The organism is Streptomyces inusitatus, assembly GCF_014651115.1.
Taxonomy (GTDB): Bacteria; Actinomycetota; Actinomycetes; order Streptomycetales; family Streptomycetaceae; genus Streptomyces; species Streptomyces amakusaensis.
This window is the reverse complement of the sequence record NZ_BMWG01000019.1, coordinates 1-25,531: the sequence shown is the minus strand read 5'-3', so window position 1 is coordinate 25,531 and position 25,531 is coordinate 1. Positions and strand designations below refer to the sequence as shown.

General features: G+C 72.3%; 24 protein-coding genes. 15 read left to right on the top strand and 9 right to left on the bottom strand.

Annotation, left to right across the window (positions count from 1 at the left end):
* Positions 1-13: 13 nt before the first annotated feature.
* The 3 genes from IE247_RS24550 to IE247_RS24540 form a co-directional block, all read right to left on the bottom strand.
* Positions 14-745 carry a DUF2470 domain-containing protein gene (locus IE247_RS24550; protein WP_229869327.1) on the bottom strand — a complete coding sequence of 244 codons (732 nt, stop codon included), beginning with the start codon at positions 743-745 and terminating at the stop codon, positions 14-16.
* Between the two features lie 137 nt (positions 746-882).
* Complete coding sequence (locus IE247_RS24545) at positions 883-1,149, bottom strand: DUF6296 family protein (RefSeq protein ID WP_190125435.1); 267 nt, start codon at positions 1,147-1,149, stop codon at positions 883-885.
* Positions 1,150-1,362: 213 nt separating this feature from the next.
* Positions 1,363-2,223, bottom strand: coding sequence for a (2Fe-2S)-binding protein (locus tag IE247_RS24540; protein ID WP_190125434.1), 861 nt, complete (start codon positions 2,221-2,223; stop codon positions 1,363-1,365).
* Between the two features lie 308 nt (positions 2,224-2,531).
* On the opposite strand from IE247_RS24540, the gene IE247_RS24535 reads away from it, so the two are divergent.
* The 6 genes from IE247_RS24535 to IE247_RS24510 are packed head-to-tail and all read left to right on the top strand — an operon-like array spanning position 2,532 to position 10,204.
* Positions 2,532-3,725, top strand: coding sequence for an ATP-grasp domain-containing protein (locus IE247_RS24535; protein ID WP_190125433.1), 1,194 nt, complete (start codon positions 2,532-2,534; stop codon positions 3,723-3,725).
* Entirely contained in the window at positions 3,722-5,452 is a 1,731-nt protein-coding gene (locus IE247_RS24530) for an IucA/IucC family protein (protein WP_229869326.1), read from the top strand. The genes IE247_RS24535 and IE247_RS24530 overlap by 4 nt, the downstream gene beginning before the upstream one ends.
* Entirely contained in the window at positions 5,449-7,197 is a 1,749-nt protein-coding gene (locus tag IE247_RS24525; RefSeq protein WP_190125432.1) for an IucA/IucC family protein, read from the top strand. The genes IE247_RS24530 and IE247_RS24525 overlap by 4 nt, the downstream gene beginning before the upstream one ends.
* Entirely contained in the window at positions 7,194-8,462 is a 1,269-nt protein-coding gene (locus IE247_RS24520) for a type III PLP-dependent enzyme (RefSeq protein ID WP_190125431.1), read from the top strand. Before IE247_RS24525 ends, IE247_RS24520 begins: the two co-directional genes overlap by 4 nt.
* 58 nt (positions 8,463-8,520) lie before the next feature.
* A complete protein-coding gene (locus IE247_RS24515; protein ID WP_190125430.1) occupies positions 8,521-9,222 on the top strand; it encodes a YoaK family protein in 702 nt (233 codons plus the stop codon).
* Between the two features lie 10 nt (positions 9,223-9,232).
* Positions 9,233-10,204: a phosphotransferase gene (locus IE247_RS24510; protein WP_190125429.1), complete on the top strand. Its 972-nt coding sequence runs from the start codon at positions 9,233-9,235 to the stop codon at positions 10,202-10,204.
* Positions 10,205-10,259: 55 nt separating this feature from the next.
* Here the strand turns inward: IE247_RS24510 and IE247_RS24505 are convergent, their stop codons facing one another.
* Positions 10,260-10,907, bottom strand: a complete 648-nt coding sequence (locus IE247_RS24505; protein WP_190125428.1) for an HD domain-containing protein — start codon at positions 10,905-10,907, stop codon at positions 10,260-10,262.
* 483 nt (positions 10,908-11,390) lie between these two features.
* On the opposite strand from IE247_RS24505, the gene tgmA reads away from it, so the two are divergent.
* From tgmA to IE247_RS24490, 3 genes are all read left to right on the top strand, one after another.
* The gene (gene tgmA / locus IE247_RS24500) at positions 11,391-11,582 is read left to right on the top strand and encodes a putative ATP-grasp-modified RiPP (RefSeq protein ID WP_190125427.1); all 192 of its coding nucleotides are present in this window, start codon (positions 11,391-11,393) and stop codon (positions 11,580-11,582) included.
* 13 nt (positions 11,583-11,595) lie between these two features.
* Positions 11,596-12,531, top strand: a complete 936-nt coding sequence (tgmB, locus tag IE247_RS24495; protein WP_190125426.1) for an ATP-grasp ribosomal peptide maturase — start codon at positions 11,596-11,598, stop codon at positions 12,529-12,531.
* Between the two features lie 191 nt (positions 12,532-12,722).
* Positions 12,723-13,178: a lamin tail domain-containing protein gene (locus tag IE247_RS24490; RefSeq protein WP_190125425.1), complete on the top strand. Its 456-nt coding sequence runs from the start codon at positions 12,723-12,725 to the stop codon at positions 13,176-13,178.
* Positions 13,179-13,250: 72 nt separating this feature from the next.
* Here IE247_RS24490 and IE247_RS24485 read toward each other — a convergent pair whose 3' ends face one another.
* From IE247_RS24485 to IE247_RS24475, 3 genes are all read right to left on the bottom strand, one after another.
* A complete protein-coding gene (locus IE247_RS24485) occupies positions 13,251-13,466 on the bottom strand; it encodes a YbdD/YjiX family protein (protein WP_190125424.1) in 216 nt (71 codons plus the stop codon).
* Positions 13,463-15,598 (bottom strand): carbon starvation CstA family protein, encoded by a 2,136-nt coding sequence (locus IE247_RS24480; RefSeq protein WP_190125423.1) that lies wholly within the window; start codon positions 15,596-15,598, stop codon positions 13,463-13,465. Before IE247_RS24480 ends, IE247_RS24485 begins: the two co-directional genes overlap by 4 nt.
* Positions 15,599-15,746: 148 nt before the next feature.
* The gene (locus IE247_RS24475; RefSeq protein ID WP_190125422.1) at positions 15,747-16,016 is read right to left on the bottom strand and encodes a DUF3311 domain-containing protein; all 270 of its coding nucleotides are present in this window, start codon (positions 16,014-16,016) and stop codon (positions 15,747-15,749) included.
* Between the two features lie 173 nt (positions 16,017-16,189).
* Here IE247_RS24475 and IE247_RS24470 point away from each other — a divergent pair, with 173 nt between their 5' ends.
* Genes IE247_RS24470 through IE247_RS24460 form a run of 3 tightly spaced genes read left to right on the top strand, consistent with a single transcriptional unit; the run spans position 16,190 to position 18,644 of the window.
* Positions 16,190-17,755: a sodium:solute symporter family protein gene (locus IE247_RS24470; RefSeq protein ID WP_190125421.1), complete on the top strand. Its 1,566-nt coding sequence runs from the start codon at positions 16,190-16,192 to the stop codon at positions 17,753-17,755.
* A complete protein-coding gene (locus IE247_RS24465; protein WP_190125420.1) occupies positions 17,752-18,375 on the top strand; it encodes a sigma-70 family RNA polymerase sigma factor in 624 nt (207 codons plus the stop codon). The genes IE247_RS24470 and IE247_RS24465 overlap by 4 nt, the downstream gene beginning before the upstream one ends.
* Positions 18,372-18,644: a hypothetical protein gene (locus IE247_RS24460; RefSeq protein WP_190125419.1), complete on the top strand. Its 273-nt coding sequence runs from the start codon at positions 18,372-18,374 to the stop codon at positions 18,642-18,644. Before IE247_RS24465 ends, IE247_RS24460 begins: the two co-directional genes overlap by 4 nt.
* 70 nt (positions 18,645-18,714) lie before the next feature.
* Here IE247_RS24460 and IE247_RS24455 read toward each other — a convergent pair whose 3' ends face one another.
* Positions 18,715-19,473: a DUF4111 domain-containing protein gene (locus tag IE247_RS24455; protein WP_190125418.1), complete on the bottom strand. Its 759-nt coding sequence runs from the start codon at positions 19,471-19,473 to the stop codon at positions 18,715-18,717.
* Between the two features lie 256 nt (positions 19,474-19,729).
* On the opposite strand from IE247_RS24455, the gene IE247_RS24450 reads away from it, so the two are divergent.
* On the top strand, positions 19,730-21,124 hold the full coding sequence (locus tag IE247_RS24450) for a cytochrome P450 (protein ID WP_190125417.1): 1,395 nt from the start codon (positions 19,730-19,732) through the stop codon (positions 21,122-21,124).
* A gap of 249 nt (positions 21,125-21,373) precedes the next feature.
* Positions 21,374-22,720 carry a cytochrome P450 gene (locus tag IE247_RS24445; protein WP_229869325.1) on the top strand — a complete coding sequence of 449 codons (1,347 nt, stop codon included), beginning with the start codon at positions 21,374-21,376 and terminating at the stop codon, positions 22,718-22,720.
* Between the two features lie 41 nt (positions 22,721-22,761).
* Here IE247_RS24445 and IE247_RS24440 read toward each other — a convergent pair whose 3' ends face one another.
* The gene (locus tag IE247_RS24440) at positions 22,762-23,778 is read right to left on the bottom strand and encodes a zinc-binding dehydrogenase (RefSeq protein WP_229869324.1); all 1,017 of its coding nucleotides are present in this window, start codon (positions 23,776-23,778) and stop codon (positions 22,762-22,764) included.
* Between the two features lie 168 nt (positions 23,779-23,946).
* Between IE247_RS24440 and IE247_RS24435 the strand changes: the two genes are divergently transcribed.
* Entirely contained in the window at positions 23,947-25,398 is a 1,452-nt protein-coding gene (locus IE247_RS24435; RefSeq protein ID WP_190125416.1) for an aminotransferase class V-fold PLP-dependent enzyme, read from the top strand.
* The last annotated feature ends 133 nt before the right edge of the window (positions 25,399-25,531 follow it).

The following is a 25,531-nucleotide window of genomic DNA, read 5'->3' as shown; positions in this document are numbered from 1 at the left end:
CCCGGGCGGAGCGTCATGAATCGCTCAGCAGCCAGCTCCTCGGCGACCGGTGGCGGGCCGTGCTGAGCAGCGCGTGAATGCGTTCCCCCGCCTCGTCGACGTCCCTGACCGGGACGGGGAAGGGCAGCCGCGCGTCCTCGTGGGCGTCGGTCCCCTCCAGCCGCAGGGTGATCCCGTAGCGGTCGATGGCGAGCGGCAGCGCGCGCCGCACCTCCTGGGTCACCCGCGGCTTCACCAGCCGCAGCAGCAGGCCGACGATGTCGCTGTGGTCGTCGAGCAGATGGGTGAGCATCCCGGCCTCGCAGGTGGCCAGCGGATCGGTCTCGGCGTTCATCAGATCGTCGAGGCCGACCGTGACGCGTTCCCCGCCCCGGTCCAGGACCGCGTGGGAGAACTCCATGCAGCGGCTGCCCTCGGGCGACTCGTGCCGCTCGTTCGGCAGCAGCCACCCCGCGAGCAGCACCCGGGCGCGCACCCGGTCGCGCACCGGGGTGGGGGCGACGTCGGTGAACTCCAGGGTGGCGCGTATCGGACCCTCCCCGGCGGCGGCGCTCTCGCCGTCCCACTCCCGTGACATCGCCGGGTGCAGATGGATGTGTTCCGTGACGCCGGTGCCTTCGAGCCGCGAGACCTCGGTGCGGCCCTCGTCGGTGACCACCGTCATGGAGTCGGCCGCCATCAGGATCGACCGGATCCGTTCCGCGCTGGACGGTTGCGGGGGAGGGGCGTTGAACAGGCGGCGCATCCGGGTCTCCACATCTCCGTACATCGAGACGGCAGCGGTAATTAGGTTTGCCTAACCTAACCTCCCGGGGCTGTCATCGCCAAGCCCGGGCCGTGTGGGATCCGGTCACGTCCGGCGGTACGGGAGCCCCGGCCGCCTCAGGCGCCGGGCGCCGCGTCGTCGGGACCGGGCACCGGATCGTCGACGGGCCGCACCGAGACCGGCAGCCCCGGGGCCTGATGGCCCCCGCTGGCCAGCATGCGGACCTCGCCCCGGTCGCTGATCTCCGCGCGGACGATGCCGGTGTCGTCCTCGTAGACCGGATACCCCCCGGCCCCCGCTCTCCCGGTCCGCCGGACGAGCACCACGTCGTCCTCCGCACCGGATCCCTGGAAGGTCAGCTCGTAGCTCTCCGAGTACTCCATGGGTTCTCCCGACAGCTGCCCGAGGGGCTGGATGCCGCCTCCTCCCATCCTTCCCCAGGCCCGCCCCCGTCGCCTGGGGAAGGGCGGGAGGTGGCCGGGATCCGCCCCGCCGGGTCGGCCTCGCCCGGTCGGTCCGCCCCGCCGGGTCCGCCCCGCCGGGTCCGCCTCGCCGGGGCGATGCGTCCCGTGGGCCGGCCCGGGACGCCCGCCGGATCACGGAGTGGTTCCCTCCAGCCGGCGCACCCGCTCCGCGTCACTCGTACGGGGGCAGGTGGCGCAGGCCTCGGCCGGGCGGATCGTGTAGTAGAGGCAGCAGCCCATCCGGTCGCGGGTGGGGTGCGACCGGCCGTCGCCCCCCTCCAGCCTGCGGAACGCGGCACCGCCGGGGTACGGTCCGACGGCCTTCGGCAGCAGTTCGCCGGCCTCCCGCACGGCCCGGTCCTCCTCGCCGAGCATCCGGCCGACGTACCAGATCCCGGAGATCAGATCGTCCGTCACCATGCCCCACAGCGCCCGGGGCCCCCGCCGCAGCCGGGGACCGGCCGCCGCCAGCACCGGGCGTACGTGGTCGGCGACCGCCGCGCGCAACTCGGCGCGCAGGGACTCCTCGTCGGCCAGCACCCGCACCCCCGGAAGTCCGGCCGCCGGATCGTCGGGCAGGCAGGAGAAGGCGCCGGGCATCACCGCGTAGGCGTCCCTCGTACGGCTGAGCCTGATCTGGTCGGGGCGGAGCCGGGGCACCCGCCGCTCCAGGTACCACGGACCACTCATCAGCAGGGCCGCCGACCAGAGGAAGCCGTGCAGCGCGCGGGAGGCGACCACATGGGGCCGGGCCGTGTGCGCGTACCGGTCCCGGATGCGGCGGTCCTCGGCGTCGAGGAAGGCGTTGAGCAGCTCGGGCCGGCAGGCCAGCTCCGCGCCGTCGACCCAGCCCTGGCCGGCGGGCGTATGGGGCTCGGCCACCACCACGTCGAGCGCCTCGCACAGCCGGGCGAGCCGCCGGTAGGAGGAAGCGAGCAGGGTGGAGCAGCTCAGCGCAGCTCCGGCAGGTGCAAGCGCCGGGGCCAGGGTCACGGGGACTCCTCAAAGAAGCGTACGAAGGGAGGGGCGGGAGAGAAAGTCAAGGAGGCGGGACGGAGAGGGGAAGGTAAGGCTCACCTTAACCGCATCTTCGGACCAGATCGTTAACTGGGGGCGTGGCGCTGCGAATTGGCAAAATTAGGGATGCCTAACCTAAGCTCCATCGTGGTCATCCGGAGCCCCCGGAACTGCTGCGACCAGGGGGTTCATCCTGTGTCCGCAGGTCAGGCCGTCATACTCGGCCCTGACTTGTTCCCGACTGTCCCCTCCCCAGCGAATGTGCGCGCGGAAGTATTTCACCCATGCAGATGTATGTGCTCGCCCTCAATCCCACCGATTCGGTCACCGAGGGTTTCCTCCCCGCCGCACGCCGGCTCGGGCTCGATGTCACCCTGTTGACGGACCGGCCCGAAGCCCATCGCGACCGCTACCGGGACACGTACCCGGACGCCGAGATACTGGAGTGCGACGTCCGCGACCACCACGCGGTCATCACCGCCGTCTCCGCCCACCGGCGGCCGGACGCCGTCTTCAGCAACAGCGACCACCTCCAGACGCAGACCGCCCTGGCCGCCGGATACTTCGGCCTCCCCGCCAAGAACTGGCACGCCACCCTGCGCACCAAGGACAAGGCGCAAATGCGCCGTCATCTCGCCGCCGACCCCGTGCGCTCGGTGGAACTGGCGGCCCATCAGGACCCCGGGGAGCTGCTCACCCCCGACCTCCCCCTCCCCTGTGTGCTCAAGCCCCGCGAGGGAGTGGCCAGCGAGGACGTGGTCCTCGTCGAAAACCCCCGCGAACTCCTCGAACACTGCGCCCGCATCCGGGCCCGCCGGCCGGGGGCCGCCCTCGTCGCCGAGGAGTACCTCCCCGGCGAACTCCACACCCTGGAGACCCTCGGCGACGGAGAACGCCTCCATGTGCTGGGCGGATTCCACACCGAGCTGTCCCCCCTGCCGTACTTCATCGAGGAACGCATGGCGTTCGTCCCGGCCCACCCCGAACCCGTCGTCGCCCAGGTCCTCGCCCAGCTCGACGCCCTCGGCGTCGGCCTCGGCGCCTGCCACACCGAATTCGTCGTGCACCAGGAACGCGTACGCCTCATCGAGGTCAACTACCGGGCCATCGGCGACCAGTGCGATCTGCTCCTCGCCGAACTCCTCGGCATACCGCTCTTCGAACACATCCTCCGCACCCATCTCGGTGAACCGCTTCCGGCCGATCTGAACGCCCGGAGCGACGGCGCGGCCCGGCTCGTCTACCCGCTCGCCGACCGAGCGGGCACCCTGAGCGCAGCACCGGGACCCGCCGATCTGACAATCGACGGTGTGAGACTCACCTACCGTCCGACGCGCTTCACAGGCGAGCGGCACGACCTCTACCACACCAACCGCGACTTCCTCGGCATCATCCGCGCCACCGGCACGGACCAGACGTCCGTGGACCGGGTCGTGGAGGACTTCCTCGCCGGGCTCAGCTGGGAGATCACACCGTGACGGTGACCTGCGCGGACCAAGAGCGAAGCCTGCTCCTGAAGGTGCTCAGCGCCCTGGTCCGGGAGGACGTCGTCGGACTCCGCAGCCGCAGCACCCCCTGGCAGGGCCCCGACGGCCCCTGGCTGCGCCTCGCCGCCCCCGGGGACGACGACGCCTGGCTGCTGCCCGTCAGCCATGTCGCCCCCGGCTTCCAGTGCGACACCGAGGCCCGGCTGCCCCTGCTGCGACGCGAGTCCGACGGCGCCGAACTGACCACCACCGACACGGTCGTCGCCGCGCTGGGCGCACTCGCCGACCCCGGGGACCGCCCCGGCTTCGACGCCTTCGCGGCCGAGTGCCGGCAGACCCTCACCGCCCACCGGCTGCACGCCGAGACCCACCACGAGACCAGCGCGGAGCTCACCGCCCGCCACGGACCCGATCCGGCCCACTGGACCGGCCCGCACGCCGCGCTCGCCTTCGACACCCTCGCCGCCCGCCTCGACCATCCCGTCTACCCCACCGCGCACAGCAGACCCGGCCTCACCGAGGCCGATCTCACCGCGTACGCACCCGAATTCCACCCCCGCTTCCCGCTGCGCTGGCTGCTGCTGCCCCCCGACGCCGTCACCGCGCACGGCTGGGACCCCGCCGTCCTTCCCTCACCCCGCCCGGACGACGGCCGCTTCGCGCTCCCCGTCCACCCGCTGACCGCGCGCGACGCCCTGCGCGAGGCCCTGCGCTCCACCGGGCTCGAAGACCGCGCCGAACTCCTGGAACAGCCCGGGCCGGAAGCCGTGCCCACCCTCTCCATGCGGACTGTCGCCCTCACCGCCGACCCCGCGATCCACCTCAAACTGCCCCTCGCCACCTCCGCGCTGGGCCGCCTCAACCGGCGCACCGTCAAACCCGGCACCCTCACCGACGGCGCGGCGGGCCAGCGGCTGCTGGAACGGGTGATCGCGGGCGAGCCCCGCTTCCGGGACACGATCCTGCACGCCGACGAGACCCGGTACGCCCACGCCGGACACGAACTCCTCGCCGTCCTCTGCCGCCGCCTCCCCGCCGGACTGGAGAACACCGCCGTCGTCCCCCTGGCGGCCCTGCTCGCCCCCGCCCCGGACGGCCGGCTCATCGTCGACCACCTCGCCGCCCGCTTCCACGGCGGCGACCCGCTCGCCCTCCTGGACTCCCTGCTCACCCTGCTCTTCGACTGGCAGACCACCCTCTTCGGCCACGGCATCGCCCTCGAATCCCACCAGCAGAACATCTCCCTGCTCCTCGACCGGCCCGCCGGCCGGACCCGGCTGCGACTGCTGTTCAAGGACAACGACGGCCCGCGCGTCAACACCGCCCGCCTCCGCGCCACCCTCGGCACCGGCCCCGAGACCTTCGACGACCGGCGCATACTCCACGACACCGACCAACCGGTACTCGACCTGTTCACCACCATCACCGTCCATCTCTGCGCCGGGGCCTACGCCTTCGGCCTCGCCCGCCGGGGACACACCCCCCTCGGACCACTTCTCGACCTCGTACGCGACCGGCTCACCGAGGCGGCGGACCGACTCGACACCGCACGCGGAGCCCTGCTGCGCACCCATGTCCTGGACGCGGCACACCTGCCCATCAAGGCCATGGTCACCGCGGGCACCCTGCTGGCCAAGGAGAGATCAGGGGCTTTGGACATCAACAAGCACTACGCCACCGGCCCCAACTACCTGGCGCCGGGGAGGCAGGACCGATGACCAGCACCACACCCGACCGCCCCACCGCGGCCGGCCCGCCCGCCGGACTCCCCACCGCCGACGAGGCCGTCGCCCACACCCTCCTCAACTGCCTGCTCCGCGAAGTCTCCGGACCCGAGCACCAGACCGCCGTCAGCGGCGGCCGGCTGATGCTCCGGCTGCCCCGCCGGGGCGTCCTGCTCCGCGTCGGCCTGCGCCGCACCTCCCTCCTCGGCTCGCACCGCTTCACCGGACCCGTCACCGAACAGTGCGCGGACGGCTGGACCGAGGTCGACTGGCGACGGCTCGCCGCCTACACCCACGCCGAGCTGTCCCTGCGCACCGGGGCCCGCAACGACGAGTTCCTCCCCCAGATCGCCGCCAGCCACCAGGGCGTCACCGCCGCCCTCGCCGCCCACGGCGGCCCCGGCCGCGACGACACCGACCCCCTCGCCGCCTACCTCGCCTCCGAACAGTCCCTCGTCCTCGGCCACCGCTTCCACCCCACCCCCAAGGCCCACAGCTCGGACCCCGCCACCTGGTCCGCGTACGCCCCCGAGGCCCGGGCCGCCTTCCCGCTGCGCCTCCTCGCCGTACGCGAGGAACTCATCGCGGAGGAGCGCGCCGAACCCCTCGCCACCGCGCCGCTCGACCGGATGCGCCCGGTGCCCGACGGCTACCGGCTGCTCCCCGCCCACCCCTGGCAGTACGAACAGCTCTCCGACCGGCCCGCGCTGCGCGCCGCCCTGGAGCGCGGCGACATCCTCGACCTGGGCCCCGGCGACCGGATCTTCACCCCCACCGCCTCCGTCCGCACCCTCTACGACGGCGACACCTTCCTCAAATTCAGCCTGAACGTCCGGATCACCAACTGCGTCCGGAAGAACGCCCACTACGAACTCTCCGGCGCGGTCGCCCTCACCCGCATCCTCGCCCCCGCCCTCGCCGACCTCGCCGCCCGCTTCCCCGGCACCGGAATGCTCCGCGAGCCCGCCTACCGCAGCATCGCCGTCCCCGGCCCCGACGGCCGCCCCGACATCGGACTCCTGGAAGGCTTCGGAGTCATCGTCCGCGAAGGCCTCGGCGGACGGCTCGCCCCCGGCGTCACCCCACTGCTCGCCGCGGCCGTCGCCGACGAGTACCCCACCGGCCCCGGACACATCTCCCACCTCGCCGGCCGGGACCCGGCCGACGCGCTCGACTGGTGGCGCGCCTACCTCGCCCTCCTCGTACCGCCCGTGCTCGCCGCCTACTTCGACCACGGACTGGTCCTCGAACCCCACCTCCAGAACGTCATCGTCGGCGTCGGCCCCGACGGCCGCCCCGCCCAGATCCTCTTCCGCGACCTGGAAGGCACCAAACTCGTCCCCGACCACCACGAACAGGCCCTCGCCGCCCTCCCCGCCGACGTCGCCGGACCCCTCACCTACGACGCCCGGCACGGCTGGGACCGCGTCGTGTACTGCCTGCTCGTCAACCACATCGCCGAACTCCTCGCCGCCCTCGCCGATCTCCACCCGCAGACCGAGCCCGCCCTCTGGGCCCGGGTACGCCGCGCCATCGAGGAGTACGCGGAGACCAGCGGCCACCCGCCCCGGCTCAGGGCCCTGCTCGCCGGGGTGCCGCTGCCCGCCAAGGCCAACCTCCTCGCCCGCTGGGACCGGTCGGCCGACCGGCACGCCGGATACGTACGGCTGCCGTCCCCGCTCGCCGAGGACATGCTCACCGAAGCGACCCGCGCCGAAGCCGACCGGAGCCCCCGATGACCCCGCCCCCCGCCCCGCCCTCGCCCCCGGCCCCGCCGCTGCCCCCGCCCGGAGTCCACCGGCTCGCCCGATCACTGGAATCCGGGGCGCTTCCCGCCTATCTGTACGACCTCGACGCACTGCGCGAGCACGCCCGGGCCGTCCGCGCCGCCCTCCCCGACGGGGTCGAGCTGTACTACGCGGCCAAGGCCAACCCCGAACCGGAGATCCTCACCGCCCTCCTCGACCACGTCGACGGCTACGAGGTCTCCTCCGGCGGCGAACTCGCCCATGTCGCGCATGCCGTCCCCGGCCGCCCCCTCGCCTTCTCCGGACCGGGCAAGACCCCCGACGAGATCGCCTCCGCCCTGCGCCTGGGCGTGGCCCGCTTCCATGTGGAGAGCGCCCACGAACTGGCCGTCCTCGCCGCCCTCACCGCCCGCACGGGCACCCGGGCCCAGGTGCTCCTCCGCTTCAACCTCGCCGTCGAGGACGGACTGCTGCACGGCAGCGCGCTGGCGATGGGAGGCCGCCCCGCGCCCTTCGGCATCGACCCGGCCGAGGCCGACGCCGTGCTGCGCACCCTCACCGACGGCAGCCGCCCCCGGCTGGAGTTCCTCGGCGTCCACGCCCATCTCGCCAGCGGCCTCACCGCCGAACGCCAGCTCACCGTCGCCGCCTCGGTCCTCCGCTGGTCGGCGGCGCTCGCCGCCCGCCACGGCGTCGAACTGCGCGAGGTGAACATCGGCGGCGGCATGGCCGTCGACTACGCCCGCCCCGACGAGACCTTCGACTGGCGCGCCTACGGCCGGGGCCTCGCCCGGCTCCGCGAGGACTGCCCCGGCCGCCCCCTCCTGCGCATCGAACCGGGCCGGGCGCTGACCGTCTACAGCGGCTGGTACGCCACCGAGGTGCTCGATGTGAAGCACAGCCACGGCGAGGACTTCGCCGTCGTCCGCGGCGGCACCCACCATCTGCGCACCCCCGCCACCAAGGGCCACGACCAGCCGTGCGCCGTGCTCCCCGTCGCCGACTGGCCCCACCCCTGGCCCCGGCCGAAGACCGCGGACGGACCGGTCACCCTCGTCGGACAGCTGTGCACCCCCAAGGACGTACTCGCCCGCTCGGTCCCCGTGCCCGGCGGACTGCGCGCCGGGGACCGGGTGCTGTTCGCCATGGCGGGGGCGTACGCCTGGAACATCTCGCACCACGACTTCCTGATGCACCCCAGGCCCGGATTCCACTTCCTGTCCGACCGGACGACACGGCCCGGCGGCGCGCCGTGACCACCGGGACCTCCCGATACCGTTCGCCGGAGGGGGCCGACGGAGAGCCGAGGGAACAGTGGAGCCGAAGCCCGGCGCGGGTCTCACCGAGGCCATGGTGGTGCTCACCCTGACCACCGGCGTCGTCGAAGCCGTCAGCTTCCTCGTGCTGGGCCCGGTGTTCACCGCCGTCCAGACCGGCAATCTGCTCCTCCTCGGCTTCGCCGTCGCCGGGGAGGGCGGACTCTCCCTGGCGCCCCCGGCCCTCTCGCTCTGCGGCTTCACGGCCGGCGCGGTGCTCGGGGCCCGGCTGGAGTCGAGCCTCGAACCGCGCGGCCGGGACCGCTGGTTCACGGCGGGCCTGGCCGCGGAGGCCGCGCTGCTGGGGCTCGCGGGGGCGCTCGCCCTCGCGGCCGTACCCCGGGGCGCGGTCACCGTGCTGGTCGCCACCGCCATGGGCCTGCGCAATGTCACCACCCTGCGCGCCGCCGTACCCGACCTCACCACCACCGTCGCCACCCGCGCCCTCACCGGACTGCTCGCACCCCTCGCCTCGGACACCCGGGTCCTCACCGACACCGCCGGACGGCTCCGCAGGGCCGCCGCCGTCGCCGCGATGTTCACCGGCGGACTCCTCGGCGCGGCGCTGCTCCGCGCGGGGATCCCCGGGGCCGCCCTGCTCCTCGCGGTGGCGGCGACCGTGCTGACCACCGCCCTCGCCCGCGCGGTCCTCCGTCGGCGGCACGAAAACCGAGCGCCCGGCCCCGGCCCCGCCGGGTAGCGTCGCCCGTATGAGGGAACAGCCCCCGGAGATCGACGACCCGGCCGTGCGCCGGGCCCTGCGCGACTGGGACATCGACCCCGCCGAGCTGGCCTACGCGCCCGTCGGCTTCGGCGACCACCACTGGATCGCGCGCGGCCCCGGCCGGTGGTTCGTCACCGTCGCGGACCTCGCCGACAAGGAACACTGCGGAACGGGTGTCGAAGCCGCCCGCCGGGGCCTCACCCGGGCCCTGGACACCGCCGTCGCCCTCGCGGGACAGGGCCTCGGCTTCGTCGTCGCGCCCCTGCCGACCGCCGCCGGCCACTGCCTGCGCCTCCTCCCGGACGGCCGGCACGCCGTCAGCGTCTTCCCGCTCGAAGAGGGCGTCGCGGGATCCTTCGGCGACCCGCCGTCGCCGGAGCGGCGGACCGCGACCCTGGAGATGCTGGCCGCGCTGCACGGCGCCGCGCCGCCCCCAGGGGTGCCCTCGCCCCCGCCGGAACTCCCGGCCCGGGCGCGGCTGGAGACGGCGCTGCGCGAGACCGGACGCCCCTGGACGGGAGGCCCCTTCGCCGAGCCCGCCAGGTCCCTGCTCGCGCGCGCCGCCCCGCACCGCGCCCTGGAGAGGTTCGACGGGCTGCTGGAGCGGGTGGCGCGCGGCGGCGCGGAGCGCGTGGTGACCCACGGCGAGCCGCACCCCGGCAATCTGCTGTGGCGGCACGGCCGGGGTCTGCTGGTCGACTGGGACACCGTGGGTCTGGCGGCGCCCGAGCGCGATCTGTGGCATCTCGCCGGGGAACCCGGCGCCCTCGACCGCCACACGGAACTGACCGGGAGAATCCCCGACCCCGCCGCTCTCGCCCTCTACCGGCTGCGCTGGGACCTGGAGGACCTCACCTTCTTTCTCGGTCTGTTCCGCTCTCCCCACGGCAGGAGCCCGGACACCGAACTGGCGTGGTCGGGTTTCACCGGCATCCTGAAACGCCTGACGGAGGGATGAGCACCCCCGGCGGTTGCGGTACAAAACCGCGAGCAGGCGGCCCTCACCCGGTCCGTCATTCGGACCACGGCGACTCCAGGATCGTCCGTACGAAATCCCCTCGTTCGAAACCGGACACATAGTGTTCGAGGACATCCGCCTTCACATTGCCGAATGTGGTCTCCGGTTTGGGGCTGATTCCCTCGGTGAACGCCCGGAGGATGCGCCGCTTGAAGTCGGGGCGCGGATGCAGCGTGACGATTGCCGCACGGTCCGTGTCCGAGACGCTGTCAAAACCGATTCCGAGCACGTCGTACTCGACTCCCGCGGTGACCAGAGCCACTTCAGGCTCCATGAACTCGGGAATACCGGGGGTGGTGTGCAGCGCGATGGCGGTCCACACCCTGCGGACGGAGTCCTCGGGCACCCCCCGGCTCCGCAGAAAGCGCCGCGCCTCGTCCGCGCCGTCCACCTCGAAGCGCCGCCCGCTGCCGCGGAAACGCTCGCCGAGCCCCAGGTCATGGAACATGGCGCCGATGTAGAGCAGCTCCGCGTCGAAGGACAGCCCCTGGTCACGGCCCCGCAGCGCGCCGAAGAAGTAGACCCGCCGGGAATGGTCGTAGATCAGCGGGCTCGTCGTGTCCCGCACCAGCTCGGTCGCCTCCTGTGCGAGCGTGGTGTCCGGAACGGACACACCCGCGATCGGCGGAAGGTCGCTCGTCATGGGTATTCACAGCCTTTCCTCGTACGATTTCCCCGAGGGCGCCGATCCTGCCGGGTTCCACCGGCGGCGGCCATGACCCCGGTATCCGTGTCCATGTGTGTGCGACCGGATGCCGGCCGGATCACTGACAAGGAACGCGGTATCACTCCGTGTTCACGGCGTGATGGGAGGTGTGGGTGAACGCCGGTACAAACGTGACCACTGGGACCCCTGTGGCTGATGGTGACCGACATCACCTACCGCCCCAGTGCACGGAATTGCCTCGCCGAACGTCTTCATAGGTGTCAGGGAACGTCAACGGCCCGCGCGCGCGGATGTGTTAGCGGTGTGGAAATACAGCTGCTCGGATCGGGGACGTCCGACTGGCACGTACTTTTTGGCAATATGACGGTATGTGATGAATCGACTACATCCAATCCTCGTATTGCTCTCATGTGGCCACGCAGTGGCCCCGGACAGTCCCGTGTGGGCCAGGGAGAAAGCATGAAACCGTTCGCGTGGAACTACGCACGACCGGCCGAGTCGGCGCCTGTGATCGACCAGTACTCGTACGACTCCACCCTCCAGCTGAACGTCCTGCCCGACGGGCGTCCGGCGATCCTGGACAGAGCGCTGCTGGCGGCGGTCGGTACCACCACCTCCACCGCCGGCTCCGCCACCCACTTCGACGACTGACGCGCCGAGAACGATGACCGTACTGATCCTGACCTGCGAGCAGGATGTGACAGCGGACATGGTGGTGGCGCAGCTCCACAGGAGAGGCGCTCCCCTCGTCCGCTTCGACCCCGGCGACCTCCCCGGCGAGGGTGCGCTCTCCGCGGAGTACGTCCGGGGCGAGTTCCGCGGCTATCTCTCGACGGGCGGTCGCGTGGTGAGCATGGACGGCCTGCGCTCCATCTGGGTGCGCAGGCCCGGCGAGCCGGCCGCCCATGCCCCCGAACCGTCCCCCTGGCTCTCCGCCGAGACCGGCCAGGCGCTGTACGGGATGCTGGACTGCACGGCGGCCCGCTGGATGAACGAGCGGGGCGCGGCGGCCCGGGCCCGGCTGAAACCGTGGCAGTTGCGCACGGCCCACCACAGCGGGTTCCCCGTGCCGGCCACGGTCGTCACGACCTATCCGCGAGTGGCCCAGCAGTTCGCGGACCAGTACCGGCATGTGGTGGTCAAGGCGGTGTCGGGCAGGCCGCCGGGCGATCCGCCGATGGCGCTGCCCACCACCCTCGTACCGTCCGACGCGGACTTCTCCGAGGTGGCGGCCGGTCCGACGCTGCTTCAGCGGTACATCGCCAAAAGCGCCGACATCCGGCTCACGGCCGTCGGCGAGGAGCTGTTCGCCGCGCGCAAGACGGCCGAGCCGGGGCAGGTGGACGGGAGGTTCGGCGACACCGGACACACCTGGGAGCCGGTCGAGCCGCCGGCGCGGGTGCGGCGGGCCGTCGCCCGGTACATGGAGCTGGCCCGGCTCGCCTACGGAGCGTTCGACTTCGCCGAGGACGCGGAGGGGACGTGGTGGTTCCTGGAGTGCAACCAGGGCGGCCAGTTCGGCTTCATCGAGCTGGAGACCGAACAGCCGATCGCGGACGCCGTCGCCGGCTGGCTGGCCGCGCCCGGCGAGACGGGGTGAGGCGGGGGAGCCCGGGGAGCCTGGGGAGTCCGAGGTGAGGCGGGGGTGAGGTCGGGGTGAGGCCGGCCGGGCGGCTGAATCCTTGCGACTTCAACGAAAAATTCTCATCGGCATATGGTTTGGGCATACGCTGAGCCCTTGAGCCGGGCCCGACATTGGGGGGTGCCCGGCCTTCGATGTGAAGGGTGCTCATGCGTCACACGCGTTCCATCGCCGCTGCCGCCGTCGCGGCGTGTTTCGGAGGGCTCGTCCTGCTGCCCTCGCCCGCCCAGGCCGCCAAGGGCTCGGTCCATCTGTACAAGATCTACTACGACAGCCCGGGCAAGGACAACCGCAGCAACTCCAGCCTGAACGGCGAGTACGTACAGATCCGCAACACCACCAAGTCGGCCGTCAGCCTCAAGGGCTGGGTGGTCAGCGACAAGGCGAACCACAAGTACGTCTTCGGCTCCTACACCCTGGGCAAGGGCAAGACCGTGACGATACGCACCGGCAAGGGGAAGAACACCACCTCCACCCGGTACCAGGGCCGGCGCGCCTATGTCTGGAACAACGACAAGGACACCGCCACCCTGAAGAAGGCCTCGGGCTCCAAGGTCGACACCTGCTCGTACAACTCGACCAAGGTCGACTACAAGGTGTGCTGACCGGTCCGCCGGTGACGACGGTGCGCCCGCCCCTTTTGCGAGGGGGCGGGCGCACCGTCATGAGGGGCCGGGTCAGCAGCAGCGGGCCCGGGTGCGCCCCTCCTCACGGTCCGTCAGCAGCCGCTGGAACTCGCGCGGCGTCGGCGGACGCACCCCGGGGTGCTCCCGCAGGTGCCGTTCGCAGTGCCGGTCGTAGGCGCTCTCGCCGGTGAGTTCGCGCAAGTACCAGTGGACCGCGCGCAGCCCCCGGCGCAGCCCGGCCGCCCAGGAGGCGGGCGCGGCGCTCACTCGCGCACCCCGGCCAGCGGCTCCGACTCCTTCGACGCCTTCGACAGGTCCAGCTTGGAGGCCACATAGGGGGCCTCGCTGCTCGTCGGCGGCGTCGGGGAGAGCCTGGCACGCACACAGACCACGGCGGCGTTGACGATGACCGTGGTCACCAGCACCACGAAGAGAATGATCAGCACGCCGTCCACGGTGGAGTTGGTGACGATGGTGTGCATGTCGTCCATGCTCTTGGCGGGCGACAGCACCTTGCCCGCGTCGATGGCGTCGGCGAACTTCTCCCGCTGGGCGAAGAAGCCGACCCGGGGGTCGGGCGAGAAGACCTTCTGCCAGCTGGCGGTGAAGGTGACGGAGACGACGAAGGCGAGCGGGATTCCGGTCACCCAGGCCCAGCGGAACCGTCCCGTCTTGATGAGCAGGGTGGTGGCCACGGTCAGCGCGATCGCCGCCAGCAGCTGGTTGGCGATGCCGAAGAGCGGGAAGAGCTGGTTGATCCCACCGAGCGGGTCGGTGGCCCCGGCGTACAGGAAGTACCCCCAGCCGGCCACCACCAGCGCGCTCGCGAGCCAGATGCCCGGCTTCCAGTTGACCCGGCCGAGCGGCTTCCACACATTGCCCAGCATGTCCTGGAGCATGAACCGTCCCACCCGGGTTCCGGCGTCGACGGTCGTCAGAATGAACAGCGCCTCGAACATGATGGCGAAGTGGTACCAGAACGCCTTCATCCCCTCGCCGCCGATGACGTCCGAGAAGATCTGCGACATGCCGACCGCCAGGGTCGGCGCTCCACCGGTACGGGCGACCAGGGTGGACTCCTCCACCGCCTTGGCCGCCGCCGTCAGCTCCTCGGGCGAGATGGTGAAGCCCAGATTGGCGACGGCGGCGGAGGCGGACTCCACGCTGGAGCCCAGGAGTCCGGCCGGGGCGTTCATCGCGTAGTACAGACCGGGGTCGAGCACGGAGGCGGCGATCAGCGCCATCACGGCGACGAACGACTCCATGAGCATCGCCCCGTAGCCGATCATCCGGACCTGGGACTCCTTCTCGATCAGCTTCGGCGTGGTGCCGGAGGAGACCAGGGCGTGGAAGCCGGAGAGCGCGCCGCAGGCGATGGTGATGAACAGGAAGGGGAAGAGCGACCCCGCGAAGACCGGTCCCTGGCCCGAGGAGGCGAAGGACGTGATGGCGTCGGCCTGGAGCATGGGGGCGGCGAACAGCACGCCGAGCGCCAGCAGCGCGATGGTGCCGATCTTCATAAAGGTGGAGAGATAGTCGCGCGGCGCGAGCAGCATCCACACGGGCAGCACCGAGGCGACGAATCCGTACCCCACGAGCGAGAAGACGAGGGTGGTCGGGCTGAGGGTGAAGGTGTCCGCCAGCGAGGAGTTCTCGATCCAGCCGCCGCCCACGATCGCCAGCAACAACAGCACGACCCCGATCAGACTGGTCTCCAGCACCCGCCCCGGGCGGAACACATGCAGATAGAAGCCCATGAACAGGGCGATCGGAATGGTCATCGCCACCGAGAAGGTGCCCCAGGGCGAATGCGCCAGGGCGCTGACCACGACCAGTGCCAGCACCGCCAGCAGGATGATCATGATGACGAAGACGGCGATCAGCGCCGCCGCGCCGCCGACCTTGCCGATCTCCTCACGGGCCATCTGCCCCAGGCTCTTGCCGTCCCGGCGCATCGACAGGAACAGCACCACCATGTCCTGGACGGCACCGGCGAAGATCACTCCGAAGACGATCCAGATCGTGCCCGGCAGATATCCCATCTGCACCGCCAGCACCGGACCCACCAGGGGGCCGGCCCCCGCGATGGCCGCGAAGTGATGGCCCAGCAGCACCCGCCGGTCGGTGGGCTGATAGTCGACGCCGTCCTCCAGCCGCTCGGCCGGCGTCGCCCGGGTGTCGTCGGGCCGCAGCACCCGCCTGGCGATGAAACGGGAGTAGAAGCGGTAGGCGATGGCGTACGAGCCCAGCGCCGCGCCGACCAGCCAGACGGCCGAGATCTCCTCGCCCCGGGCGAGCGCCAGCACCCCCCAACAGACCGCGCCGACGATGGCGACCGCAGTCCACACGAGAATCGTTTTCGGATTGGCCCGCGACAGGGGCGTGGATGACCGGGACACACTGGCTCCTCAGAAAGACGGCAGACGGCTGGTGACGAACGGCTGGTGACGGACGGACGGACGGACGGTTCGGACAGGACCGGGTACGGGACCGGGACCGGGACTGGGACCAGGACCGGGTACGGAGGTACGGAGGTACGGGGTCGGCTCAGGGATCCGGCGCCGGCGCGGGCGGCGGCCCCGGCCCGGCGGCCCGCCGCGTCAGCAGATACGCGGCGAGCAGACCGAGAGCGCACAGGGGCACCCAGGCGAGCTGGTACCAGTAGAAGAACGGCACCCCCGCCAGCCGGGGCTCCTCCCGCGCGTACCCCGGCACCCACAACAGCGCCACGACCGGCGCGAGAAGACAGACCCCGGCCGTGCCCCGGCGGACCCTCCCCGCTCCGCCGGACCCCGCGCGGCGGCCGTCCCCTCTCATGGATTCCTCCCAAGTCGTCCCATCCCGGTCCCCGATTCCGGACGGTCTGTGGAAGAGTTGCCGATCTCCACGGTTTGGTTGACACACGGGGGCGGGAGATTTCCACGCCCGCGCCCTCACCCTTCCCCGCGGGGACGCATCCCAGCTCACAGCCCGCAGCCCGGACGGTGACCATGACCGAAGGAGCCGCCGTCGCGGCGTTCCTCGCCGTCGTCGGCGCGGCCTCCCTGCTGGCCGCCCGCGCCCGGCGGCTCAACACCAGGGACAGACTCCCCGCGCTGGAGGGCTGGGCACTCGCCGACCGGAGCCTGGGCACGGGCTGGACCTGGCTGCTGCTCGGCGGCACGATGTTCACCGCGTACACCTTCACCGCCGTCCCCGCGCTCGCGTACGGCAACGGCGCGCCCGCCTTCTTCGCCGTCCCCTACACGGTCATCGTCTGCCCGCTCGCCTTCGTCCTGCTGCCCAGGCTCTGGTCGGTGGCCCGCGCCGGCGGCCACATCACCGTCGCCGACTTCGTCCGCGCCCGCTACGGCTCGCCGCCGCTGGCCCTGGCCGTGGCGCTCACCGGCATCCTCGCCACCATGCCCTATCTGGCGCTCCAGCTCCTCGGCATCCGGGCCGTGCTCGCCGCGAGCGGCCTCGACGCCGCACCGGCGCTCGTCGGCGACCTCGCGATGGCGGTCCTCTTCGCCGGCCTCGCCGTCGCCACCTACCGGCACGGGCTGCGCGCCCCCGCCCTCATCTCCGCGCTCAAGGCCGTCGCCGTCTTCGGCTCCGCGCTCGCCGTCGGCCTGCTCGTCCTCGACCGGTTCGGCGACCCCGGCGCGGTCTTCGCCGCCGCGGCGGCCCGGCTCGGCGACCGGGGCGGCCCGCAGGCCTCCCTCCTCCTCGCCGACGACCAGCGGCTCGCCTTCGCCACCCTCGCGCTCGGCTCCGCGCTCGCCCTGCTGATGTACCCGCATGTACTGACCGCGGCCTTCGCCGCCCGGGGGCCCGCCACCCTGCGCCGGGTCTGTGTGGGCCTGCCCGCCTGGACGGCGGTGCTCGCCCTCTTCGGCCTGCTGGGGATCGCCGCCGTCGCCGCCGGAGTGCGCACACCCGGCCCCGGCTCCGAGTCCGCCGTGCCGATGCTGGTGGACCGGCTGGCTCCGGCCCCGCTCACCGGGCTGGTGCTCGGCGCGATCACGGTGGGAGCCCTGGTCCCGGCGGCGGTGATGTCGGTGGCGGCGGCGACCTCCTTCGTACGGAACGTGTATGTGGAGTACGTCCACCCCACCGCCACCCCCAAACGGCAGGTACGCATAGCCCGGGCCGTCTCCCTCACCGCGAAGGCGGGCGCGATCGCCTTCGTCCTCGGGCTGCGCGACCAGGCCGCGATCAATCTCCAACTGCTCGGCGGCGTATGGATCCTCCAGATATTCCCCGCCGTCGCGATAGGCCTCTACACTCGCCGACTGCACCACCGGGCGCTGCTCGCGGGGTGGGCGGCGGGCATGCTCCTCGGTACGGTCATGGTCGTCCGGCGGGGCTTCTCACCGGTCGTCCCGCTGGGCTTCGGCGGTCACACCGTGGAGATCTACGCGGGGCTCGCCGCGCTGCTGCTCAACACGGGCGTCGCGGTGGCGGGCACCGCGCTGCTGCGGCGGCGGGGTGTGCCCACCGGCCCCGACACCACCTCGCTCGCCCGGCGAACCGACCACCGGCCCCGGCCCCAGACGGGAACCAGCTCCCCATGAGACGGACACCACCCGCCACCCGCACGCTGTTCCCGCCGCCGTCGCGGGCCGCCGAAGCGCTCGCCGCTCCCCCTGAACCCGCCGCCCCCGCCGACTCCGTCGACCCTGTCGACCCGACCGACCCCGTCGAACAGGAGCGGGAGACGGCGCTCGCCCGTCTCTTCGAGCGTCACTACACCTCGATGCTCCGGCTCGCCGCCCTGCTCGGGGCCGACGACCCGGAGAACATCGTCGCCGAGTCCTACTACGAGATCTATCGCAAGTGGCGCAAACTGCGCGACGCCGACCGCGCCGAGTCGTATCTGCGCTCGGTCGTCTGCAACCTCACCCGGATGCGGATACGCCACCTCCAGATCGTCCGCAAACACGCCGAGCCCCCGCCCGTCGAATGGGCCGTGTCCGCCGAGTCCACCGCACTGCTCCACGACGATCAGCGGGCGCTCATCAACGCCCTTCGGCAACTGCCCCCCAGGCAGCGCGAGGCACTCGTCCTGCGCCACTGGATGGGCCTCAAGGAAGGCGAGATCGCCACCGCCATGGGAATCTCCTCCGGATCGGTCAAAACCCACACCGCGCGCGGCATCGCGGCGCTGACCCAGGTGCTGGAGAACCGCCGATGACCGGCCCCGACACCGAACGCCGGCTGACCGAGGCGATGACCGCCCTGGCCGGGCAGGTGCATCCCGCGCCCGACGCCTACCACACCGCGCGCGTCCACTGGCGGCGGCGCGAACGCCGCCGCCGGCTGGTCCTCACCCTCCTGGTCGCCGCCGTCTTCACCCTCGCCGTACTCACCGGTCTCTGGGTGCTCAACTCCGCCCCCACCGGCTCCGCCACCATCCCCGAACCCGACCACCCCCCGGCCGCGACCGCACCGCCTCGCGGCTGAACCGCCGAACCGCCGAACCGCTGAACCGACAGGCGGCCGGGCGGACGGCCGGGCCGGGCGACCACGGCGATCAGCGCCCCGCGCTCCCGGCGACCCGCTCGATGGCGGGCCCCAGAAAGGCGGCCGTCAGCCCCGCCCTGCGCTCGATCCACCCGGGCGGGACCACCTCCTCCTCGCCGCTCCGCCGCCGCCGGATGTCCTCGACCACCTCGACGGGCGCGGCCGGATCGGCGCGAAGGACATCGAGCGCCTCGGCCTTGGAGATCAGCGCGCCGGTCCGGACCGTCACCGAGGCCCGCGCCAGGGTCAGCATGCCCAGATCGACCCAGACATCCTGCCGCCACAGCTTCCGCTTCCGTACCAGGGGCTGCCAGTAGCCCCGCAGATCCCGGACGACGAAGTCCACGAGCACCTCCTCGCTCACCGGCGGCAGCACTTCGGCGGGCGGCCGGCCGTGCAGCACCACCCCGAACCGGTGCAGCTCGCACCGGGTCACCTCGGTGACGGGCCTGAGGTACAGCTCCCGGTGGGCCCAGGCGAGATGGCGGCGGGCCGGATCCGCCGTCCGGCCGACCGGGAGATAGCCGCAGTGCAGCTTCGCCGCGAGCGGCTCCTCCCGCTCCAGCCGCCGGTGGAAGGCGGCCAGCCGCCGTCTCTCCGCCACCGGGACGGGCCGGGCGAGCACCGCGATGAGATCGAGATCGCTGCGGCCCTGGACATAGCCGCCACCGCCCAGCGAGCCATGGGCCCACACCGAGACCGGCCCCAGCAGCTCCCTGATCCCACCGGTGAACCGTTCGAGGAGATCATGCGTCGCCCGATCCTTCATGACACCAGTGTGCGGCAGCCCGGGGCGGGGAGACGGGAGGACGGGGAAACAGCGCCCGGCCGCGGCGGCCTGACGGCTTGTCGGGCCCCGCCGGAACAGGGATATGCTGCCAGCGGCTCAAGGATCTTGTATGACCGCGGCAGGGACCGCGGCTCGGTGGTCCCTGCCGCAAGAGATGTCCGTGAGCGCCCCGCCGGGATCTCCGCGACCGTGTCCGCCCGCGCGGCGCGCTCCTCACCATGGCTTCGGAGGCCCTGTGACCACCCCGCGCCCAGATGTCCACCGCGATGCTTCCGCCCCTGTGCCGCCGCCCGGCTGCCCCGCGCACAACATGGGACCCGACGGACTGCACAGGCTCTACGGGCCGGTCGCGGAGAACGACCCCCGGGCGCTGTACGAGATGCTCCGCCGGGAGTACGGCCCGGTCGCGCCGGTGCTCATCCACGGCGATCTGCCCGCCTGGCTGGTCCTCGGCCACCGGGAGAACCTCGAAGTCATGCGCACGCCCTCGCTGTACACCCGTGACTCGCGGCTCTGGACGATGTTCCGGGAGGACCGGGTCGCCGCCGACTCCCCGCTGATGCCGATGCTCCAGTGGAAGCCGCTCTGCGTCTTCACTGACGGCGACGAGCACGCCAGACTCCGCCGCGCCGTCACCGACGGGCTCGCCCAGTTCAACCGGCACGGGGTGCGCCGCCATGTCACCCGCCACACCCGCCAGCTGGTCGCCGCCTTCGCCGGGAGGGGCAGCGCGGATCTGATCCCGGAGTACGCCGAGAAGCTGCCCATGCTGGTGATGACCCAGCTGCTGGGCATGCCCGAGGAGAACGGCCCCCGGCTGGTCGACGCCTCCCTCGACCTGATGAAGGGCAGTGAGACCGCCCTCGTCAGCAACGAGTTCGTGGTCGACACCCTCCGCTCCCTGGTCCGGCGCAAGGGGGTACGGCCGGGGCGCGACCTCGCCAGCCGGCTGATCGGCCACGAGTCCGACCTCACCGAGAACGAGGTCGTCGAGCATCTGCGGCTCGTGCTCGTCGCCGCCAACGAGACGACGGTCAACCTGATCGCCAACACCCTGCGGCTCGTCCTCACCGACCGGCGCTTCCGCGCCAGCCTCTCCGGCGGCCAGATGACCCTGCCCGACGCGCTGGAACAGGTGCTCTGGGACGCCCCGCCGCTCTCCACGATCCCCGGCCGCTGGGCCGTCGGCGACACCGTGCTCGGCGGCCGCCGGATCAAGGCGGGCGATCTGCTCATGCTCGGCCTGGCCGCGGGCAACACCGACCCCGACATCCGCCCCGACCTCTCCGCCCCCGTCCACGGCAACCGCTCGCACCTGTCCTTCAGCAGCGGCCCGCACGAGTGCCCGGGGCAGGACATCGGCCGCGCCATCGCCGAAACCGGCATCGACACCCTGCTGACCATGCTCCCCGGTCTCGAACTCGCCGTCTCCGAGGCCGAGCTGGAGACCAGCGCCGCCTGGCTGACCGAGCGCGTGGAGTCCCTCCCCGTACGATTCGAGCCGCCCCCCGCGATCGCCGCCCCCCGGGCGGAAGACGGCACTCCGCGATCCGCCGCCGATCCCGCCCCCGCCGAGCGGCCCGGCCCGCCGCCCCGGCGGCGCTCCTGGTGGAAGTCGCTCCTCGGCTGAGCCCACCCGTACCCCCTCGGTCCACAGCGCGCCGACGAGAGATCCACTCCCGTCGGCGCGCGGCGTTTGGGCCTTCGGTGACGGTGACGTGAGGGGAACGTGTGACCCCGGGAACGGCCGTGCCCCATGGGTACGATGCCGCGTATTCGATCAGTCACCGTCCGTACGGAACGCTGAACACGCCCTGAACGCGAAGCTGTTGACCGGGCGGACGGGCCGACACGGAAGAGCAGAAGAGGAGTACGCGAGTTGCCCGCTGGCCTGCTACAGATCCCCCGAGCGCCCGGTGCGCTGCCGTTCCTCGGCCACACCCTGAGGCTCGGGCGCGATCCGCTCGGCTTTCTCGCCTCGCTGCGGAGAACGGGCCCACTGGTCCGCGTCGATCTCGGCACCATGCCCGTGTACTTCGCCACCACCGCCGAACTGATCCACCAGATCACCGTCGCCCAGGCCCGCTCCTTCGAGAAGGGCCGGCTCTACGACCGGGTCCGCCCGATCTTCGGCAACGGCCTCGCCAACGCCAACGGCGAGCAGCACCGCACCCACCGCCGCCTCATCCAGCCGATGTTCCACCGGACCCGGATCGCCGGATACACGGAGGTCATGAGCCGTCACGCACTCGCCCTCGCCGAATCCTGGACCGACGGCCGGCGCATCGCCGTAGAACGCGTCATGAGCGACTACGCCATCGCCACCCTGAGCGAGACGATGTTCTCCGGCGACCTCGGCCGGCCCGCCATCGAGGCGGTACGCCGGGATCTGCCCGTCATCCTCAAGAACGTGCTGGTACGGGCGGCCTCGCCGCGCTTCCTCGACATCCTGCCGATCCGGCCGAACCGGGACTTCGACCGCGCGAGGAAGAGCATGCGGGGCATCATCGACGAGGTGGTGGCCGCCACCCGCCGAGAGGGCTGGAGCGGACGCCACGATCTGGTCTCGTTACTCCTCGACGCGCGGGACGAGGAGACCGGCGCCGGGCTGACGGACGAGGAGGTCGGCGACGAACTCGTCACCATCCTCTTCGCCGGCACCGAGACCACCGCCTCCACACTCAGCTGGGTCTTCCACGAACTGGCCCGCCACCCCGAGGCCGAACGCCAGGTGCTCGCCGAGATCGACGAGGTGGTGGGGGAGCGGCCGGTGACCCTGGACCACGTGCCCCGGCTGACCGCCGTCCGCCGGGTGCTGGACGAGGCGATCCGGCTGCACGGAGTCACCCTCCTGATGCGCCGCACCACCCAGCCCGTCGAACTCGGCGGCTTCGGCGTCCCCGCCGGAACCGAGATCGCCTTCAGCCTCTACGCCGTCCACCGCGACCCGGCCCTCTACAGCGACCCGGAACGTTTTGAACCCGATCGCTGGCTGCCCGAACGGCGCGCCGCCGTCCCGCGCGAGGCATTCGTCCCCTTCGGGGCGGGCAACCGCAAATGCATCGGCGACGCCTTCGCCTGGACCGAGGCCACCATCGCCCTGGCGACGATCCTCGCGCGCTGGCGACTGCGCCCGGTCGACGGCCACATCACCCGTGAGGCGGCCTCCGCGATGGCCCACCCCGACCATGTCCCGATGGTGGTCGAGGCCCGCCGGACCGGCTGACACCGCGCGTTCGGGGGCGGGGGCGGGGGCGCGGGGCGGACTCACAGACGTACGACGAGCTTTCCGGCTCTCCGCCCCTCCTCCAGATCCCGGTGGGCGTCCCTGATCCCGTCCAGCCCGTACACATGGACCGGCCCCAGGGACAGCTCTCCGGCGGCGATACGGTCCAGCGTGCGCTGGAGAACCCCGGCGGGCAGATCGGCCGCCTCCCCGGCGTACGCGGTCAGCCGCACCCCGCTGGGCAGATACCCGATCGGGTAGAAGTCGTGGACGATCCACTGGTTGGAGAGCATCCCGGTGAAGCAGACCGTGCCGTGCACCCGGGTGGCCGCCAGGGTGTCCGGCAAGGTGGGCGTCCCCACCAGCTCCAGCGCCGCGTCCACCCCCGCCGGGACGATCTCCCGGACCTTCGCGGCGATCGCGCCGTCGTCCACCAGCGGATGGTCGACCCCATGGGCGGCGAGCGCCCCGGTGCGCTCCGGGGAGCGGGTGGTCGCCAGCACCGTCGCGCCGAGATCCCCGGCGAGGGCGGCAGCGGCCAGCCCCAGCGCGGAGGTCCCGCCCCGGATCAGCAGCGTCTGCCCCGCCGCCAGGTCCAGCCCGGTGGTCAGCGAACCGTAGGCGGTCTGAAGGGTCTCCGGCAGCGCCCCCAGCGTCTCCCAGGGCAGCGCGGACGCGAAGGGGATCACCTGCGAACGCGGCACGACCGTGTACTCGGCGTACCCGCCGTCGTAGGTACGGCCCATCCCGCCCATCATCGCGACGACCTGCCGCCCCCGCGGCAGTACCCCGTCCGGGTCGCTGTCCACGGTCCCGGCCGCCTCGATGCCCAGCACCCTCGGAAGGGTGACGCCCTCGGCCAGACCGAGCCGGGTGTGAAGCTCCGAACGGTTGAGCCCGAACGCCTCCACCTTGATCCGCACCCACCCCGGCCCCGGCTCGGGCACCGGCAGCACCCGCACCTCCAGCCTCTCCGGCGGCCCCGGCTCCGACAGGACGACGGCTCTCATGGTCTGCTCCACCCGGACCTCCCTGGACACCTCTCCACCGAAGGCCATCCTCACCCCGCTCCCGCCCCCGGCGCGCGCCGGGGAGCGCGTGAGACCCCGGCCCCGCGCCGTGGAATCCCACCGTCCGGTCCATGGGTGTCAGGTGTCACGGCGTTCTTGCAGCGGTGCCGTGCCCGGCCGCATCCTGGGAACCGGGGGAGCCGGACAGGGGACGGAATGACCGAGAACATCACCGAGACCGACAGCCGACATCTGCCGTGGGACCACCCCGAAGGCACCGGCGACCGGGACGGATTCGCGCACATACGAGCCGTCGAGTACGGCTATCTGGACGAGACCCGCCACATATACCTCGACCACACCGGCGCGGGACTGCCGGCCCGCCGGCAGCTGCGCGCCCAGACCGAGCGCCTCACCGGCGGCGTCTTCGGCAACCCCCACACCCACAGCCCGGCCTCCACACCCACCACGGCCCTCGTCGACGAGACCCGGGAGCGGGTGCTCAGCTTCGCGGACGCCGACCCCGCCGAGTACACCGTCGTCTTCACCGCGAACGCCACCGCCGCCTGCCGGCTCGTCGGCGAGGGCTATCCCTTCCGCCGCCGCCGGGCCGAACTGCTGCTCACCCTCGACAACCACAACTCCGTCAACGGCCTGCGGGAGTTCGCCCGCGTCCGCCGCGCGCCGACCACCTACATCCCGCTCGCGGGAGCGGAGATGAGAGTCGACGAGGAGGAGATGGGACGCGCGCTGCGCGGACGGCGCGGCGGCCGGGGGCTGTTCGCCTTCCCCGCGCAGAGCAATTTCAGCGGGGTCCGCCATCCACCGGAGTGGATCGCCCGCGCCCGGGAGCGCGGCTGGCACGTCCTGCTCGACGCCGCGGCCTTCGCCGCCGCCAACCCGCTCCGACTGAGCCGCTGGGGACCCGACTTCACCGTACTGAGCTGGTACAAGGTCTTCGGCTACCCCACCGGGGTCGGATGCCTGATCGCCCGCAAGAGCTCACTGGCGCTGCTGCGGCGGCCCTGGTTCTCCGGCGGCACCATCCAGGTCGTCAGCGCCCTGGGCCGGTGGCACCGGCTCGCCGAGGGGGCGGCGGCGTTCGAGGACGGCACACTCGACTTCCACGCCATTCCGGAGGTCCGCACCGGGCTCGACTGGATCGAGTCCATCGGCGTCGAAGCCGTCCACGACCATGTCGCCCGGCTCACCGCCCGGCTGCTGTCGGGCCTCGCCCGGCTCCGGCACGGCGACGGCCGGCCGCTGATCCGGCTGTACGGGCCCCGCACCACCGCCCGGCGCGGCGGCACGGTGGCCCTCAACGTCCTCGACGCGCGCGGCCTCGTCGTGGACGAGCGGATCGTCGCCCGGGACAGCTCGGCCGCCGGGATCTCCCTGCGTACGGGCTGCTTCTGCAACCCGGGCGCGGGCGAGGCCGCCTTCGGGATCGGCGCGGACGCGCTGCGCCGCACCGGCCGTGACCGGGGGGCGCTGACCATGGAGGACTATCTCTCCCGGCTCGGACTCCCCTCCGCCGGCGCGATCCGGGTCTCGGTCGGACTGCCCTCCAACACCGGGGACGTGGACGCCCTGCTGCGGTTCCTGGAGCGGACCTACCGGGACCGGACACCGTCGCCGCAGGGTCTCGCGCCGAGGGACAGCTGCTAGGTCGTGTCTTCAAAGTCCCGTCTGCCTGTCGTGCCCTGGCACGCACGCTCGCCGCGTTGTCGTCGGTCGCCGACGCTCCGCGTCGACTCCCTCCTCCGCCTTGCGATCGCACGCACCAGACCCCGCCAGACCC